Raw genomic sequence first — 16,216 nt, forward strand, 5'->3', positions numbered from 1 at the left:
CGTCGGGCGGTGCTGCGGTCGCTCGGGGTCTGTACCGCCGCCGTCGGCGGGTGCCTCGGCTCCCCGAGGGGGAAGCAGACGGGGACGACGGACGCGGTGTCGTCGTCTCGACTCTCCGGGACCGTTCGCATCGCCGGGAGCAGCACCGTCTACCCGCTGACGCTCGAACTCGGCAACCGGTTCACCGAGGCGCATCCGGGCGTCGACGTGTCGCTCTCCTCGACGGGCACGGGCGACGGCTTCGCGAACTTCTTCTGTGCCGGGCGGACCGACCTCAACGACGCGAGTCGGGCGATTCGCGACGACGAACGGGCGGCCTGCGCCGCGGCGGGCGTCGAACCGCTCCGGTTCCAGGTCGCGACGGACGCCCTGACCGTCGTCGTGAACGAGGGCGCCGACTGGGTGTCCTGCGTGACGCTGTCGGAACTGGCGAGCGTGTGGCGCGAGGGCGGCGCGGACCGGTGGCGGGACGTGCGCCCCGCGTGGCCCGACGAACCCATCGAACTCCACGGCCCGACGTCGGCGTCGGGGACGCTCGACTACTTCTCGGAGGCGGTGCTCGGCGACCGCTCGCACCGGACCGACTACGCCGGCACCGAACAGGACGAGACCGTCGTCGAGGCGGTCCGTCGGTCGCGCTACGCGATGGGTTACTTCGGCTTCGCCTACTACGTCCGCAACCGCGACGCCGTGCGCGCACTCGCCACCGCGGCGGGCGGCGGCGCGTGCGTCCGGCCGTCGTTCGAGTCCGCGCGGACCGGGCGGTACGTCCCCCTCTCCCGTCCGCTGTACGTCTACGTCGACCGGGCGGCGCTCTCTCGGCGCGTCGTTCGCGAGTTCGTCGCCTACTACCTCGACCACGTCACCGGCGACGTCGTCCGCGACGTGGGGTACGTCCCCCTCTCCGAACGGACGGCCCGGCGGAACCGCGAGCGCCTGCGAAGCGCCGTCTCCGAAGTCGTCTGACCGCCGGGGCGCCCGGCGAGTCACGCTCTTTTTATCCGCAGACGCGTTAGCTTCCGCTCATGGCGAAGGTCAGTATCGGGCTCCGTGGGTGGCGCTTCGACGAGGACGAGGTGTTCACCGACGAGGGGGAGTTCCGCCCCCTCGACGAGGTTCCGGACGACACGCGACGACGACTCATCCGACTCACCTACCTGCAGGGCAAGCCGTGCGACGCCTGCTACCTGATTCACGGCGAGGCGGAGAAGAAGCGCTGCAACCCGGCCGAGTTCGTCTACGGCGAACCGATGGAGGAGGTGCTCCTCTGCGCCGACCACGAGGCCGACTTCCTCTACTGGTACCGCGAGGCCGGCGGCTCCGACCACCGGGGCGAGGAGACGTTCCGCGACGAGTTCCACGAGTGGTTCGCCGCGGGCGAACGCGCCCCCGAGGGGTACGGCGGACTCGACCACGTCGACACGGGGACGGACGAACTGCCGACGCCGCCGGACCCCGCGGAACTGAACCGTCGGCTGAACGAGAACTACGAGGGCAAGCGCAAGCGCATCGACCTCCGCACCGGAGAGATACGGTACGAGGAGTGGGACGAACGGCGCGGCGACGACGAGGACGACGAGGACGCCGTCGACGACGTGGGTGACCTCGACCTCGGGCAGGACTACCCGACGAAGTGATGGCGCGCCGATTCACCCCCGTCGTCGTCGTGGTCGAACCCGAGACGCCGGGCAACGTGGGGACCATCGCCCGCGCGATGAAGAACTTCGGGCTGTCCGACCTCAAACTCGTGAACCCGCCGCCGCTGGAACCCGACGGCGAGGCGTACGGCTTCGCCGGACACGCCCGCGAGGACGTCCTCCCGAACGCCGAGGAGGTGACGTTCGAGGAGGTGGTCTCGGAGTACCACACCGTCGCGACGACGGCCATCACGAACGAGGACAGCCGAAAGCACGTCCGCTTCCCGTTCAAGACGCCCGCCGAGGTGCGCGAGAGTCTGGAGACGGTGGACACGAAGACGGCCCTCGTCTTCGGCCGCGAGGGTCGCGGCCTCAACAACGACGAACTCGCGCGGATGGACGAGGTGTGTTCCATCCCGGCGAGCGACGACTACCCCGTGTTGAACCTCGGACAGGCCGCGACGGTGCTGCTGTACGAACTCCGGTCGCTCACCGTCGCGGAGACGCAACTCCCCGACGTGGAACGCGAACGGGCCGAGGAGTCCGAGATAGAGCGCTTCTACGACAACTTCGAGTCGTTCGTCGAGCGCGTCGAACACCGCGACCACAAGCGCCCGAAGACGCTGCGGATGATGCGCCGCCTCGTCGGCCGGGCGCATCCGACCGACCGGGAGATAACGACGCTGACCGGCCTGTTCCGCCGAGCGTCGAACCGCATCGACCGGTTCGAGGACGAGACGCGCGACTGACCCCCGCCCGATTCTTCGACCCCCGAGTTCCGGCACTTCCCTCTGGCCGAAATATTGATATGTTCGATAATCCAACGTGACGCCGAACACAAGCGCCCCCCGTCCCGACGGTGAGAGTCGTCCGACGGCGGGAGTCCGTTCGACACCATGCCCGACACAGAGGCGTTCGCCGAACGTGAGGCGACCGGCGCCATCGTTCTCGACGCCGACAGCACCGTTCTGTACCTGAGCGCCGCCCTCTCCCGCGAGTGCGGCCACGGAGCGTCGGCGATGGTCGGTGACGACGTCCGGAAGTACGTCCACCCCGACGACCGAGCGCGGTTCTCGTCGTTCGCCCGAACGTCCGACGACTGCCACCCGTTCCGGTACCGACTCCGCCACGCCGACGGGTCGTGGGTCTGGTTCGAGGCCACCGGCTGTCGTCGACTCGGCGACGACTGCGTCGTCAGGTCGAGGGCCGTCACCTCCCTCGACGGCCCGGCCCGGACGCTCGAACGGTTCGAGACCCTCCTCGAATCTCTCGACGACGCCGTCTACGCCATCGACTCGGAGGGGACGCTCGTCTACGTCAACGAGCGGTACGCGGCGATGAAGGGCGTCGAACGCGAGGCGATACTCGGAACCGATGTCTACAGTTGGGCGGACGGCGAAGCGATCGAGCGGATACGGGCGGCGCGCCGAGAGATGAACGCCCGCGGCGAGAGCGTCGGAACGGTCGAGTTCGGCTTCTCGACCGTCGACGGCGGGACCGTCCCGGTCGAGATGCGGTTCAGCACCGTCTCCGGGCCGGGCGCAGACCTCGAACGGGTCGGCGTCCTCCGTGACGTGACCGAGCGGAAGGCCCGAGAACGAGCCCTTCGTCGGAAGAACGAGCGCTTAGAGGAGTTCGCCAGCGTCGTCTCCCACGACCTGCGGAACCCGCTGAACGTCGCCGAAGGGTGGCTGGAGCAGGTCCGCGCCGAGTGCGGCGGCGACGGAGACGACGCCGTCGACCGCGTCGCGGCGGCGCACGACCGGATGGGAGCGCTGATAGACGACCTCCTGACGCTGGCGCGCGAGGGGCGCGACGTGGACGACCCCGACGCCGTCGACCTCGCGGCGGCGCTTCGCCGGGCGTGGGAGACGGTCGAGACGGACGACGCGACGCTCGTCGTCGACGCCGAAGGCGTCGTCCGGGCCGACGAGTCGCGCCTCCGCCAACTGCTCGAGAACCTCGTTCGCAACGCCGTGGAACACGCGGGACCCGACGCGACGGTCACGTTGGGGGACCTCGAAGACGGCTTCTTCGTCGAGGACGACGGGCCCGGAATCCCGGTCGAGATGCGCGAGAAGGTGTTCGACCTCGGCTACTCGACGGCGACCGACGGAACGGGATTCGGCCTCGGAATCGTCGAAGAGATAGCCGAGGCACACGGCTGGACGGTGTGCGTCGCGGAGGGGACCGCGGGCGGCGCGCGGTTCGAGATTACCGGCGTCGACGCCGCGACTGAGGCGGAAGCCGCGGAGTGACGCGGGAGCGACTCACTCCTCCCCGTCGCCGTCGCGCCGCCCGAACATCGTCAGCGCGACCATCGAACAGACCACCTCGCCGCCGGCGTCTCCGTCGCTCTCGCCGTTCTCGCCGCCGTCCGCACCGTCGCGCACCACCTCGATTCGACTCTCGACGAGGCCGCGGTCCGGTCGTTCGGCCTCCTTCGACAGCACTTCGAGTCGGAGCGACAGCGTGTCGCCGGGACGGACCGGGCGTCGCCAGCGCAGTTCGTCGACGCCTTTCGCGCCGAGCGACGCCGTCTCCGAGAGGAACTCGTCGACGAGCATCCGCATCATCATCGCCGTGGTGTGCCAGCCGCTGGCGATGAGGCCGCCGTACATCGACTCCTCGCGCGCCCGGTCCGGGTCGGTGTGGAACCACTGCGGGTCGTACTGCTCGGCGAACGTCAGAACCTCCTCCTCGGTCACGTCGTACCGGCCGAACTCCTCGACCGAACCCACGGTGAAGTCCTCGAAGAACCTCGTCATACGACGCGAGTCGGGTCGTCGGACAATGAGACTGTGGGTCCCGGAGACGCGTTCGGGGGGCGGACGAATCGTTTTGCCGCTGGCCGGCGTAGGTCGGGCCGATGTCCGCGCCCACCCGGTCGCTCGGGACTCGACTCGTGATGGCGTTCGTGGGCGTCGTCGTCTTCGCCTTCTACGCCCTCCTCGCGTACGGGAGTTACGTCGCGCTCTCGCTCCTGTGGCGACTGCGGTTCGACCCGGTGACGACGCTCCTGCTCGTCGTCGGTCTCACGCTCGCGTTCGGCTATCTGGGGCTCCGCGTCGGCACCGCGCAACTGTACTCCCAACTCGACGCGCGCGAACTCCCGCGAGAGCGAGTGCCCGGCGCGTACCGGATACTGGACCGACTCGTCGAGCGGATGGACCTCGACGCGCCCCCGCGACTGATGGTCGTCTCGCTGCCGGCGCCGAACGCCTTCGCCCTCGACACGACGGGACGCGACACCGTCGTCGTGGACGCGGCGCTGTTCCGACTCCTCGACCGCGATGAGTTCGAGAGCCTGCTGGCGCACGAACTCGCACACCTCGAACGCAGGGACAGCCTCGTCCAGACGCTGGCGTTCAGCGTGCTCCAGACCGTCGTGAGCCTCGTCTACTTCGCCGTCGCGCCCGTCGTCTTCCTCGTCACGGGACTGGCGCTCTCGACGGCGTGGGTCCGCGGCGACCCCGCCTCGTGGCCCCGGACGGTTCCCGGCCGCATCCGCACGCGTCTCGAACGCGCCGCGTCGTTCGTGATGGGACTCGCGATGCTTCTGTCGCGCGCACACTCGCGCAGGCGGGAGTACGCGGCCGACGCGCGGGCGGCCGAGGTGACGGGGCGACCGCTCGCTCTCGCGCGCGCCCTCGAGAAGATAGAGCGGGCGTCGACGACCGAGTTCGAGGTGTTCTCGCCGCTGTGGCTTCACGGCGAAGTCCCCTCCGAGGAGGAACGCCGCGCCCGCGAACTGTTCTCGACGCACCCGCGGACCGAGGAACGCATCGAGCGACTCCGACGCCGGGGCGGCGGAGACGGGGCGCGCCTCTCCTGACGGTCCGACCGGAACGCCCGTCCGGAGGGGCGTCGGAGACCGGGCAGATTCCATACAGTTATATCTGGTGGCAGAACGCACTACGATTCGAGTCCGAGATGAGCACGATACCGGGCGAGATTCGCGTCCTCCACGTGGACGACGACGACGCCTTCGCCGAGTTGGTCGCCACGTACCTCGAACGCGAGGACGACCGCATCGACGTGGTCACCACCACGGCCGTCGCCGACGCAGTCGCGGCACTCGACGACGACGTCGACTGCGTCCTCGCCGACTACGACATGCCCGACCGCACAGGTATCGAGTTTCTCGAAGTCGTCCAGGAGCGGTATCCCGACCTGCCGTTCGTCCTGTTCACCGGCAAGGGGTCCGAGGAGATAGCGAGCGAGGCCATCTCCGCGGGCGTCACCGACTACCTGCAGAAGGGAACCGGGACGGAGCAGTACACGCTCTTGGCGAACCGCATCGTCAACGCCGTCGAGAGCTACCGGTCGCGGCGCGTGCTCGAAGAGCGCAAGCGACGGCTGGAGACGCTCATCGACAACCTCCCCGGGTTCGTCTACCGGTGCGAGAACGACCCCGGGTGGCCGATGGAGTACGTCGAGGGCGACTGCGAGCAACTCACGGGGTACACCGCCGCCGAGTTGGAGTCCGACGACTCGCTGTGGGGCGAGGAGGTACTCCACCCCGACGACAGGGACCGCGCGTGGGACGTGGTCCAGTCGGCGCTGGCGGACGACGGCCAGTTCGAGTTGACCTACCGAATCGTCACCCGGGCAGGCAACATCGAGTGGATGTGGGAACGCGGGCAGGCCATCTACGAGGGGGACGAACTCGTCGCGCTGGAGGGGTTCGTCACCAGCATCACCGACCAGAAGGAGCACCAGCGAGAACTCGAACGGAAGAACCGACGGCTGGACGAGTTCGCCACCATCGTCTCGCACGACCTACGAAACCCGCTCGCCGTCGCGAGCGGCCACACCGAAATCGCCCGCGAGGAGTGCGACAGCGACCACCTCGACCCCGTCGCCGACGCCCACGACCGGATGCGACGGCTCATCGAGGGGCTGTTGGACCTCGCCCGCGACGGCGAGACGACCGTCGAACCGGTCACACTCGCCTCCGCCGCAGAGTACTGCCGACAGAACGTCGGCGGCGTCGGCGAACTCGTCGTCGAAACCGACCGCGTCGTTCGCGCCGACCGGAGCCGACTCCGCCAACTGTTCGAGAACCTGTTTCGGAACTCGGTCGAGCACGGCGCTCGACGTACCTCCGGTCGCTCCGCTCCCGGAGACAGCGTGGAGCACGGCTCCACGGGCAACCGGACGTCGTCCGGTGACAGCGTGGAACACGGGTCCACGAGCAGTCGCCCAGAGGCCGACGACACCGCAGGCGACTTCGACCCCCCGACCATCACCGTCGGGGACGTCGACGGCGGGTTCTTCGTCGCCGACGACGGCCGGGGAATCGACGCCGACGCGGGGGACGTGTTCACGCCGGGCTACTCGACGAACCGGGGCGGGACGGGTCTCGGGTTGGCCATCGTCCGGCGAGTCGCGGAAGACCACGGGTGGGAGGTGACCCTGACCGACGGCGCGGACGGCGGGGCGCGGTTCGAGTTCACCGGCGTGGAGTTCGCCGACGGCGACGGTGACGGTGACTAGCTTCTTGCCGCGTCGGCGAGATGGCTCGACCGATGCCTCCACAGGAAGGTGACACGCACGTCGTCGAGCGCTCGTTCTCGCCGGAGACGGTTCGGCAGTTCGCCGACCTGTCCGGCGACGACCAACCCCGGCACACCGAACCCGACCCGGACGGGCGGTTGCTCGTCCACGGTCTGCTGACGGCCACGCTGCCGACGGAAGTCGGCGGCGAACTCGGCGTCCTCGGCCGGACGTTCGAGTTCGAGTTCCACCGGCCGGTGTACACCGGACAGACCGTCCGCTGTGCGTGCGTGGTCGAAGCCGTCGAGGAGACGGACGACCGGTACGACCTCACGGTCGGCGTGACGTGCACGCGCGACGGCGACGTGGTGATGACCGGGTCGGTGACGGGTATCGTCGAGGGGTAGTCGAACGGAAAGCAGGAAGGAGAACGAGAACGGAACCGAGAGCCTCAGGCGCGCTTCTGTATCTCTTCGCGGAGCACGCTGCTGACGACTTCGCCGTCGGCCTTCCCGCGTAGTGCGCCCATCGCCTCGCCCATCAGCGCGGAGAACGCGCCCATGCCCTGTTCGTCGACCTGGTCGGCGTTGCGTTCGACGACGTCGGTCACGGCGTCTCGCACCTCCGCCTCGGAGACGCCGGAGAGGCCGGCCGCCTCGACGGCTTCCTCGGCCGACAGCGACGGGTCCTCGGCGACGGCGGTCAGCACGTCGTTGACTCCCTCCTTCGCCAACTCGCCGTCCTCGACGAGGTGCATCAGGTCGAGGAGGTGGTCCTCCGAGAGGTTCTCGACGGCCACGTCGTCGCGGCGCAGTTCGGTCAGCGTCGACTCGAGCAGTCCGGCGGCGAACGTGGCGTCGATGCCCTCGTCGGTCGCCCGTTCGAAGAGCGGCATCCGGCGGCCGTAGGCGACCTGTTCGGCGAGGCCGGCGTCGAGACCGAACGCCGACTGGTAGCGCTCGACCTTCTCGGTGAGGAGTTCGGGCGTCTCCACGTCCGAGGGGTCGAGTTCGACGGGCGGCACGTCCGTCTCGGGGTACATCCGCGCCGCGCCGGGGAGGGGACGGAGGTAGCGCGTGGTGCCGTCCTCGTTCGCGCCGCGCGTCTCCTCGGGCACGCCCGCGAGGGCCGTCTCGGCGCGTTCCGCCACGGCGTCGATGGCGAGTTCGGCCGTCTCGGGGTCGGTGGCGACGATTGCGACGGCGTCCTCCTCGCCCGCGCCGACGGCGTCGCGGAGGGCGGCGACTTCCTCGTCGGTGACGCCGTAGGCGGGCAGTTCGTCGGTGTGGAAGATGCCGCCCGCGCCGTGTCGCTTGGCGTGGTCGGAGAACTCCGTCCCGAGGCGGCGGTCGGGCTGAATCTCCCGCCCGACGAGGCCGTCGAAGCCGAACAGGGGGACGGCCTGCACGACGCCGCCCGCGGAGAGGGCACCGCCGACGACGCCGCTGTCGGTGTCCTCGAACACGTCGGTCACGTCCCGCGTCTCGCCGACGGCGGCGTCTCTGGCTTCGAGTTCGTCGCGGATTTCGAGCAGTTCGACCTGTCGGCCCACCTCGTTGCGGACGATGTCGTCGATGGCGTCCAGCGCCTGCACGCCCTTTATCTCCACGCGCGCGCCGTCGGCGATGGAGACGTTCACGTCCTGTCGGATGGTGCCGAGGCCGCGCTTGACCTTCCCCGTCGAGCGCAGGAGCATCCCGATGGTCTCGGCGGCCTCGCGCGCCTGTTCGGGCGAGGAGATGTCCGGTCGGGTGCCGATTTCGACGAGGGGGATGCCGAGTCGGTCCAGCGAGAAGGTGACGCCGCCGTCGCGTTCCTCGACGCGTTGGGCGGACTCCTCCTCCAGCATCAGGTCCTCGACGCCGACGGGACCGTCGCTGGTCTGAATCTCGCCGTTCTGGGCGACCAGCGAGGAGCGCTGGAACCCCGAGGTGTTCGACCCGTCGATGACGAGTTTGCGCATCACGTGCGCCTGGTCGACGGCGTCCATGTCGAGCAGGGAGGCGATCTGCATCACCACGTCGCGCGCCTCCTCGTCGAGTCGGTGCGGCGGTTCGTCGTCCTCTTCGACCAGACAGGTCGTGTCGTAGGCGAGATACTCGAACTCGCGTTCGACGCGGCTCTCCTCTAGGGCCGCCTCGTCGAGTTCGCCGAGTTCGCTCTTCGTCGGGTGCAGAAAGCGGACGAACGTCCGTTCGGCGTCTTCGGGCTCGCGAATGTCGGTCGGACAGCCGCAGAACAGCTTCGTCGCGGTGTCGAGTTGCTGGTGAATCTCCAGCCCCGCGACGAGTCCGAGGTCCTCGTAGTCGTACGCGCTCATTGGTTGCCCATGCGAGTCGGGGGAGTAAAAAGGATTCACAACGGCGGCCGTCCTCCTCACTCGGCAATCACCCGCGAGAGCCGACGACCACCGGGACGACGACGGGGGGACGCGATGACCGGGTCGCGCGTGCCCGCCCGGGTCGCGGCGTCCACCGCCCGCGGGGCGAAAATCTATCCCGCTCGTTCAGAGGCGACGCAGTCCCTCACCGATGCCGGTCGCCTCGTTGCACTCGGGGCACTCGTAGTGCCAGCCGTCGTTCGTCGCTTTGCCCTCGGGGAACGTCTCGCCACAGCTTCGACATTCCAACAGGTCTCGGCCCCGGTCACGCTGGTACTGCAGGCTCGCCATAGTCGGAGATTCTACGGATTCAGGCATGAAAATACCGATTTTCTACGGAGTTCGTGACTGTTCCCCACGGACGCGTCGCCGTCTCTCGATTGTCGCCTAGCGATTCACGAAACAAACTATCGAGACGGCGTCGGCGTCGTCGCCGTCGCCGTGGAGCGTCCGGTCGTCGCGGACGGTCCGGTCGCCGTCGTCGACTCAGTCGTCGCCGAGGATGCCGCGGTGCGTCATCTTCTCGGGGTCCAGCACCTCGTCGGCCTCCTCCTCGGTGAGGTAGCCCTTCTCGAGGACGACTTCGCGGACGGTCTTGCCCTCTTTCAGCGCCGCCTTCGCCACCTCGCTGGCCTTGTCGTAGCCGATGGTGGGGTTCAGCGCCGTCGCCAGCGCCATCGAGCGCTCGACCTGTTCCTCGCAGACGTCCTCGTTGGCCTCCAGCTTTCGGACGAACTTCGTCCCGAACGTCTCGGCGGCGTTCGACAACATCTCGGCCGATTCGAGGAAGTTGTGCGCGAGGACGGGCTTGTAGAGGTTGAGGTCGATCTGACCCTCGGCGGCGCCGGCGGAGACGGCGGCGTCGTTGCCGACGACCTGCTTGTGGACCTGATTGACCGCCTCGGCGACGACGGGGTTTATCTTCCCCGGCATGATGGAACTGCCCGGCTGGTTCTCGGGTTGCTCTATCTCGCCGAGCCCGTTGCGGGGGCCGGAGGCGAGGAGACGCAGGTCGTTCGCTATCTTGTTCAGCGACCCCGCGACGGTGCGAAGCGCGCCGTGGGCTTCGCTCATCGCGTCGTGGGCGGCCTGCGCCTCGAAGTGGTCGTCGGCCTCGCGGAACTCGACGCCCGTCTCCTCGGAGATGTACGCCGCGGCCTTCTCGGGGAACTCGGGGTGAGTGTTCAGGCCCGTCCCGACGGCGGTGCCGCCGAGGGCGAGTTCCGAGAGGTGCTCGCGCGTGTTGTCGAGGCGGGCGAGACCCTTCTCGACCTGCGTTCGGTAGCCGCCGAACTCCTGCCCGAGAGTGACGGGCGTCGCGTCCTGCAGGTGGGTCCGACCCGTCTTGACGACGCCGGCGAACTCGTCCTCTTTCGCTTCGAGCGCTTCCCGGAGCGTGTCGAGTGCGGGCAGGAGGTCCTTCTCGACGGCTTCGAGCGCCGAGACGTGCATCGCGGTCGGAATCACGTCGTTCGAGGACTGGCCGTAGTTGACGTGGTCGTTCGGGTGGACCACTCGGTCGCCGATATCCTCGCCCAGCAGTTCCGCGGCGCGGTTGGCGATGACCTCGTTGGCGTTCATGTTCGAGGAGGTGCCCGACCCCGTCTGGAACACGTCCACCGGGAACTGGTCGTCGTGGTCGCCGGCGATGACCTCGTCCGCCGCCTCGACGATGGCGTCGGCCTTCTCCTCCTCGACGAGTCCGAGTTCGCGGTTCGCCTGCGCGGCCCCCTTCTTCACCACGCCCAGCGCCCGGATGAACCGGCGACTGAACGTGATACCCGAGATGGGGAAGTTCTCCACGGCGCGCTGGGTCTGTGCCCCCCAGTACGCGTCCGCGGGCACCTGCATCTCACCGAGACTGTCCCGTTCGGTACGGAAGTCCTCGCTCATATCTCGGGCGACGGCGGCGGTCCGCGTAAAACCCGTTGGTCCGCCTCTCCCACGGCCGCACCAACGTATCGTGAACTATCTCCCCACACGTTTGCGGCCGTTCGCGAATAGTCCCTTAATATACCGTAGAGAGTAGTAAAATGAACGTCTCTGCGCCCGGATTTTGAATGTAACGCAGATTACTAATTACTGGTGTAGTGCGATGCCGTCTTCTAATCGTATACCATAATGTATCTTTATTATAGTTATTCACTCGAACCCGTGTAAACTATCTACAAAGATTTAAGTAAATCGTGTAGGATATTACACCCGCAACTGTCAGCGGTCAATTACCATGAAAGACGAAACCAACCAAGACGGTGTCTCTCGGCGGACGTATCTTCGCCTCAGCGGTCTCGCAAGCGCAGGAATGGCAGGGCTCGCGGGCTGTTCCGGCGGCGGGGGCGAGACGACGACGGCCGAGCAGACGGAGACGGAGGCCTCCGGCGGCAGCACGGGGACCGAGGAGACCGAGGCCGAGACGGAGACGAGCGGCGGCAGCGGGAACGCGCTCGAACTCGTCCACTGGTGGACGGCCGGTGGGGAGAAGGACGCGCTCGACGCGCTCCTCGAAGGGTTCAGCGAGGAGTACCCCGACGTCTCGATAAACAACAACCCGGCGCCGGGCGGCGCGGGGTCGGCGCTCGACACGGTCATCAAGAACCGCGTGCTCAACCAGAACCCCCCGAGCACGTTCCAAATCTGGCCGGGCAAGGCGCTCACGCAGTACGTCGAGGGCGACGTCCTCAACGACATCGGCGACTCCGTCTGGAGTCAGGAGATGCGCGACGCCTACCGACAGGGCGTCCAGAACCTCGCCCAGCCGGCCGGGAACTACGTCGCGGTGCCGCTCAACATCCACCGCCTCAACAACCTGTTCTACAACGCGGCGGTTCTCGAGGATGCGGGCGTCGACCCCGCGAGCATCTCGGACCCCGGTGCGCTCACCGACGCGCTCGAAACCGTCGCGAGCGAGACGGACGCGGTGCCGATGGCCCATCAGGTGCAGTCGCCGTGGTCGTCGGTTCAGCTGTGGGAGACCATCTTCCTCGGCTACAACGGCGCCGACACGTACAACGCGGCCATCGTCGAGGGGAACATCGGCGACCACGAGGACGCGGTCAAGGAGTCCCTGCAGACGCTGAAGGACTACCACGAGTACTTCAACGGGGACGCGGGCTCGGTCACGTGGGACCAGGCGAACAGCAAGGTGGTCAACGGCAACGCGGCGTTCATCCACCAGGGCGACTGGGCGGCCGGCCAGTACAAGTCGGCATCCGACTTCGAGTACGACTCCGACTGGGGGATGACCGCGTTCCCGGGCACCGAGGGGATGTACTCCGTCGTCACGGACTCGTTCGTCTTCCCGAAGAACAACCCGTCGCCCGAGGCGACGCGGAAGTTCCTCAGCTACTGCGGCACCGTCGACGCCCAAGAGCGGTTCAACCCCGTCAAGGGGTCCATCCCGCCGCGGACCGACGTGCCGACGGACGCCTTCGGCCCATTCCTCTCCTCGCAGATAGAGGAGTTCAAGAACTCCGACGCCCAGCCGCCGACCATCGCGCACGGGACGGCGGTCACGCCGGACGTCCACGGCAACATCGACGAAGCGTTCGCCAGCTTCAACGAGCAGTGGAACGTCGACGGGGCGTACAACGCCCTCGTGAACGCCTTCCCCAACTGACGGGGTCTCACGCATGCTTCACTCCATCTTTCGACGACTCGTGAGCCTCGGGTGGGGCGACGAGGGCGACGACGAACTGCGCACGGACGGCGGCACCGCGACGGCGACGGCGTCCGCCTCGACTGGGCAGTCCAACCGGTCGTGGCGCGACAGCGAGTTCGTCCGGTCGCTCCCGTTCTGGCTCCCGCCGGCGCTGCTCATGGGACTGTTCGTCTACGGAGCCATCGGCTGGAACGCCGTCATCTCGCTGACCGAGTGGTCCGGGTTCGGCAGTCCGGACTACGGCGACCTGGACTTCTCGATGTACGCGCAGATGCTCGGCGACCCGACGTTCGTCGCCGCCGCGCGCAACACCGTCGTGTTGCTCGTGGTGTTCACGGTTGCGTCGCTCGTCGTCGGCCTCCTGTTGGCCATCCTCGTGGACCGCGGTATCCGGTTCGAGAACACGTTCCGAACCGTCTACCTCCTGCCGATGAGCCTCTCGTTCGTCGTGACGGCCATCTTCTGGGCGTGGATGTACAACCCCGAAATCGGCCTCATCAACGTCGTCCTCCGCGGGACGGGCCTCGGCTTCCTCGCGAACGACTGGATAAGCGACCCGCAGACCAAACTCGGCGCGGTCATCTTCGCGCTGATGTGGCAGTTCAGCGGCTACTGCATGGTCGTGTACCTCGCCGGCCTGCGCGCCATCCCCTCGGACCAGTTCGAGGCGGCGCGCATCGACGGCGCGTCCACGGTGCGGATGTACTGGCGCGTCGTCATCCCGCAACTGCGCGCCTCCACCATGAGCGCCGCCGTCGTGCTGATGGTGTTCGCGCTGAAGGCGTTCGACTTCCTGTTCGTCATGTTCGGCGACACGCCCGGCCCCTCGACGGACATCCTCGCGACGATGATGTTCCGCGAGGCGTTCAGTTCCTCGAACTGGGCGTACGGCGCCGCCATCGCCACGGTGCTGTTCCTCTTGGCGCTGGTGGTCATCGGTCCGTACCTCTACGTGCAGTACCAGCGGGGTGACCTATGAGCCTCGCCGACGACGTGCGTTCGAGCGCGCTCGGTCGGTACGCGCTGTACGCCGTCCTCCTCGCGATGGCGGCGTTCTACCTCGCACCGCTTGAGAGCGGCCTGATGACGTCCATCAAGACGCAGGACGCGTTCTTCCGGACGACGCCGTTCGTCCCGCCGTTCGGCGACGGCTTCACGCTCGACGCGTGGGCCGAGGCGTGGGCGCAGATGCAGGGGCCGCTATCGGACTTCTCCGGCGCGCTGTACAACAGCGCGTTCGTCGCCATCCCGGCGACGGTGCTGTCGGGGCTCATCGGCTCCGTCGCGGCGTACGGACTCACGAACCTCGACTGGCGCGGGCAGGCGGGCGTGCTGATGCTGTTCGTCGCGGGGATGTTCGTCCCCTACCAGTCCGTGCTCGTCCCGCTGACGCGCTTTTGGACCATCGTCGGCCTGCAGAACTACCTCGCGGGCGTGCCGTTCCTCGCCCAGCGCGTCGGACTCATCGAACTAATCGTCACGCACACCGCGTACGGGATTCCCATCTGCACCATCCTGTTCCGGTCGTACTACGCGAGTTTCGACGACTCGATGCTGGAGGCGGCGCGCATCGACGGCGCGACGTTCTCGCGCATCTACCGCCGCATCGTCTTCCCCCTCTCGAAGCCGATGTTCGCGGTGGTGCTCATCTACCAGTTCACGCAGGTGTGGAACGACTTCCTGTTCGCCCTCGTGCTGGTGTCGTCGCCGACGAGCGAAGTCGCGACGATAGCGCTCAACAAACTCCAGGGGTCGATGGTGCAGCAGTACAACGTTCAGATGGCCGCCGCGTTCGTCGCGGCACTCCCGACGCTCCTCGTGTACGTGCTGTTCGGCGAACAGTTCGCCGAGGGCGTGGCAGGTGAAACATAATGGCAGAACTCACACTCGACAACGTCACGAAGGTATTCGACGACGACGGCTCGGAGATAGTCGCGGTAGACGACGTCTCGATAGACATCGCGGACGGGGAGTTCCTCGTCCTGGTCGGCCCGTCCGGGTGCGGCAAGTCGACGACGCTCCGGATGATAGCGGGCCTCGAAACCGTCTCCAGCGGGGACATCACGCTCGGCGGCGACGTTGTGACGGGACAACCGCCGCGCGAACGGGACATCGCGATGGTGTTCCAGTCGTACGCGCTGTACCCGCACATGACCGTCAAGCAGAACATGTCGTTCGGGCTGGAGGAGTCCACCGACATGGCTGACAGCGAGATATCCTCGCTCGTCGAGGATACCGCCGAGATGCTCGGTATCGCCGACTTGCTCGGCCGGAAGCCCGGCGAACTCTCCGGCGGACAACAGCAACGCGTCGCCCTCGGCCGCGCCATCGTGCGCGACCCGAAGGTGTTCCTGATGGACGAACCGCTCTCCAATCTGGACGCCAAACTCCGCTCGCAGATGCGCACGGAACTCCAGCGCCTGCAGGAGGAGTTGGGCGTCACCACCGTCTACGTCACGCACGACCAGACGGAGGCGATGACGATGGGCGACCGCATCGCCATCCTGAACGACGGCGTCCTCCAGCAGGTGGCGACGCCGCTCGAGGCGTACCACCAGCCCGAGAACCTGTTCGTCGCGGGGTTCATCGGCGAACCCTCGATGAACTTCTTCGAGATGGAGGTGCAGGGCGACCGGTTGACCGGCGACCGGTTCGATTACTCGCTGTCGCAGGAGACGCGCGAGGCTGTCGGCGACGCCACACACGTCACGCTCGGCATCCGCCCCGAAGACGTCGAAATCGTCGGCGAGAGCGCCGGCGACCACGACTTCGGCGCGGTGGTGGACGTGGTCGAACCGATGGGCAACGAGAACAACGTCTACCTGTCGTTCGAGACGGACGGCGACGCCGACGTGGTGGCGACGATAGACGGGATGCGTAGCCTCGACGCCGGGCAACCGGTCGTCGCGCGCTTCCCCGAGTCGGCGATTCACCTGTTCGACACGCGGACCGGCGCGGCGCTGAAGAACCGGTCGCTCGACGAACTCGAGGAGACCGAACCGCAGTTGTAGCGGGGCGGCCGAACCGTCCGGTTTCGCTCCG

At 67.6% G+C, this 16,216-nt stretch carries 15 protein-coding genes; 11 read left to right on the forward strand and 4 right to left on the reverse strand.

Translation table 11 applies throughout. The features are described from left to right. Positions 1–9 precede the first annotated feature (9 nt). The 4 genes from BM310_RS09730 (at position 10) to BM310_RS09745 (ending at position 3,895) form a co-directional block, all read left to right on the forward strand. Positions 10–966: a PstS family phosphate ABC transporter substrate-binding protein gene (locus BM310_RS09730; protein ID WP_245778468.1), complete on the forward strand. Its 957-nt coding sequence runs from the start codon at positions 10–12 to the stop codon at positions 964–966. A 59-nt stretch (positions 967–1,025) separates the two neighbouring features. Next, positions 1,026–1,637 (forward strand): hypothetical protein, encoded by a 612-nt coding sequence (locus BM310_RS09735; protein WP_089807198.1) that lies wholly within the window; start codon positions 1,026–1,028, stop codon positions 1,635–1,637. Beyond that, entirely contained in the window at positions 1,637–2,386 is a 750-nt protein-coding gene (locus BM310_RS09740; protein WP_089807200.1) for an RNA methyltransferase, read from the forward strand. The genes BM310_RS09735 and BM310_RS09740 overlap by 1 nt, the downstream gene beginning before the upstream one ends. A 147-nt stretch (positions 2,387–2,533) precedes the next feature. After that, complete coding sequence (locus BM310_RS09745) at positions 2,534–3,895, forward strand: PAS domain-containing sensor histidine kinase (protein WP_089807202.1); 1,362 nt, start codon at positions 2,534–2,536, stop codon at positions 3,893–3,895. A 12-nt stretch (positions 3,896–3,907) separates the two neighbouring features. On the opposite strand, the gene BM310_RS09750 is transcribed toward BM310_RS09745, so the two are convergent. Continuing rightward, positions 3,908–4,405 carry a MaoC family dehydratase gene (locus BM310_RS09750; RefSeq protein WP_089807204.1) on the reverse strand — a complete coding sequence of 166 codons (498 nt, stop codon included), beginning with the start codon at positions 4,403–4,405 and terminating at the stop codon, positions 3,908–3,910. A gap of 140 nt (positions 4,406–4,545) precedes the next feature. Between BM310_RS09750 and BM310_RS09755 the strand changes: the two genes are divergently transcribed. The 3 genes from BM310_RS09755 (at position 4,546) to BM310_RS09765 (ending at position 7,543) form a co-directional block, all read left to right on the forward strand. Then, positions 4,546–5,472, forward strand: coding sequence for a M48 family metallopeptidase (locus tag BM310_RS09755; protein ID WP_089809140.1), 927 nt, complete (start codon positions 4,546–4,548; stop codon positions 5,470–5,472). Positions 5,473–5,570: 98 nt separating this feature from the next. Further along, entirely contained in the window at positions 5,571–7,136 is a 1,566-nt protein-coding gene (locus BM310_RS09760; protein ID WP_089807206.1) for an ATP-binding response regulator, read from the forward strand. 32 nt (positions 7,137–7,168) lie between these two features. Next, positions 7,169–7,543, forward strand: coding sequence for a MaoC/PaaZ C-terminal domain-containing protein (locus BM310_RS09765; RefSeq protein WP_089807208.1), 375 nt, complete (start codon positions 7,169–7,171; stop codon positions 7,541–7,543). Positions 7,544–7,587: 44 nt separating this feature from the next. On the opposite strand, the gene gatE is transcribed toward BM310_RS09765, so the two are convergent. The 3 genes from gatE to BM310_RS09780 all read right to left on the reverse strand — a co-directional run bounded on the left by gatE (position 7,588) and on the right by BM310_RS09780 (position 11,409). Further along, the gene (gene gatE / locus BM310_RS09770) at positions 7,588–9,456 is read right to left on the reverse strand and encodes a Glu-tRNA(Gln) amidotransferase subunit GatE (protein WP_089807210.1); all 1,869 of its coding nucleotides are present in this window, start codon (positions 9,454–9,456) and stop codon (positions 7,588–7,590) included. 186 nt (positions 9,457–9,642) lie between these two features. Further along, a complete protein-coding gene (locus BM310_RS09775; RefSeq protein ID WP_177232589.1) occupies positions 9,643–9,807 on the reverse strand; it encodes an HVO_2901 family zinc finger protein in 165 nt (54 codons plus the stop codon). A 195-nt stretch (positions 9,808–10,002) separates the two neighbouring features. Continuing rightward, positions 10,003–11,409 carry a class II fumarate hydratase gene (locus BM310_RS09780; protein WP_089807213.1) on the reverse strand — a complete coding sequence of 469 codons (1,407 nt, stop codon included), beginning with the start codon at positions 11,407–11,409 and terminating at the stop codon, positions 10,003–10,005. A gap of 334 nt (positions 11,410–11,743) precedes the next feature. On the opposite strand from BM310_RS09780, the gene BM310_RS09785 reads away from it, so the two are divergent. Genes BM310_RS09785 through BM310_RS09800 form a run of 4 tightly spaced genes read left to right on the forward strand, consistent with a single transcriptional unit; the run spans position 11,744 to position 16,185 of the window. Continuing rightward, on the forward strand, positions 11,744–13,132 hold the full coding sequence (locus tag BM310_RS09785; RefSeq protein WP_089807215.1) for an ABC transporter substrate-binding protein: 1,389 nt from the start codon (positions 11,744–11,746) through the stop codon (positions 13,130–13,132). Between the two features lie 13 nt (positions 13,133–13,145). Further along, entirely contained in the window at positions 13,146–14,153 is a 1,008-nt protein-coding gene (locus BM310_RS09790; RefSeq protein WP_089807217.1) for a carbohydrate ABC transporter permease, read from the forward strand. After that, the gene (locus tag BM310_RS09795; RefSeq protein ID WP_089807219.1) at positions 14,150–15,046 is read left to right on the forward strand and encodes a carbohydrate ABC transporter permease; all 897 of its coding nucleotides are present in this window, start codon (positions 14,150–14,152) and stop codon (positions 15,044–15,046) included. Before BM310_RS09790 ends, BM310_RS09795 begins: the two co-directional genes overlap by 4 nt. Further along, on the forward strand, positions 15,046–16,185 hold the full coding sequence (locus BM310_RS09800) for an ABC transporter ATP-binding protein (protein WP_089807221.1): 1,140 nt from the start codon (positions 15,046–15,048) through the stop codon (positions 16,183–16,185). The genes BM310_RS09795 and BM310_RS09800 overlap by 1 nt, the downstream gene beginning before the upstream one ends. The last annotated feature ends 31 nt before the right edge of the window (positions 16,186–16,216 follow it).

The organism is Halogeometricum rufum (assembly GCF_900112175.1).
Taxonomy (GTDB): domain Archaea; phylum Halobacteriota; class Halobacteria; order Halobacteriales; family Haloferacaceae; genus Halogeometricum; species Halogeometricum rufum.

Coding starts and splice junctions, on each gene's coding strand:
- BM310_RS09735 (WP_089807198.1), top strand. CDS start 1,026: ATGGCGAAGGTCAGTATCGGGCTCCGTGGGTGGCGCTTCGACGAGGAC.
- BM310_RS09740 (WP_089807200.1), top strand. CDS start 1,637: ATGGCGCGCCGATTCACCCCCGTCGTCGTCGTGGTCGAACCCGAGACG.
- BM310_RS09745 (WP_089807202.1), top strand. CDS start 2,534: ATGCCCGACACAGAGGCGTTCGCCGAACGTGAGGCGACCGGCGCCATC.
- BM310_RS09750 (WP_089807204.1), bottom strand. CDS start 4,405: ATGACGAGGTTCTTCGAGGACTTCACCGTGGGTTCGGTCGAGGAGTTC.
- BM310_RS09755 (WP_089809140.1), top strand. CDS start 4,546: ATGGCGTTCGTGGGCGTCGTCGTCTTCGCCTTCTACGCCCTCCTCGCG.
- BM310_RS09760 (WP_089807206.1), top strand. CDS start 5,571: ATGAGCACGATACCGGGCGAGATTCGCGTCCTCCACGTGGACGACGAC.
- BM310_RS09765 (WP_089807208.1), top strand. CDS start 7,169: ATGCCTCCACAGGAAGGTGACACGCACGTCGTCGAGCGCTCGTTCTCG.
- gatE (WP_089807210.1), bottom strand. CDS start 9,456: ATGAGCGCGTACGACTACGAGGACCTCGGACTCGTCGCGGGGCTGGAG.
- BM310_RS09775 (WP_177232589.1), bottom strand. CDS start 9,807: ATGGCGAGCCTGCAGTACCAGCGTGACCGGGGCCGAGACCTGTTGGAA.
- BM310_RS09780 (WP_089807213.1), bottom strand. CDS start 11,409: ATGAGCGAGGACTTCCGTACCGAACGGGACAGTCTCGGTGAGATGCAG.
- BM310_RS09785 (WP_089807215.1), top strand. CDS start 11,744: ATGAAAGACGAAACCAACCAAGACGGTGTCTCTCGGCGGACGTATCTT.
- BM310_RS09790 (WP_089807217.1), top strand. CDS start 13,146: ATGCTTCACTCCATCTTTCGACGACTCGTGAGCCTCGGGTGGGGCGAC.
- BM310_RS09795 (WP_089807219.1), top strand. CDS start 14,150: ATGAGCCTCGCCGACGACGTGCGTTCGAGCGCGCTCGGTCGGTACGCG.
- BM310_RS09800 (WP_089807221.1), top strand. CDS start 15,046: ATGGCAGAACTCACACTCGACAACGTCACGAAGGTATTCGACGACGAC.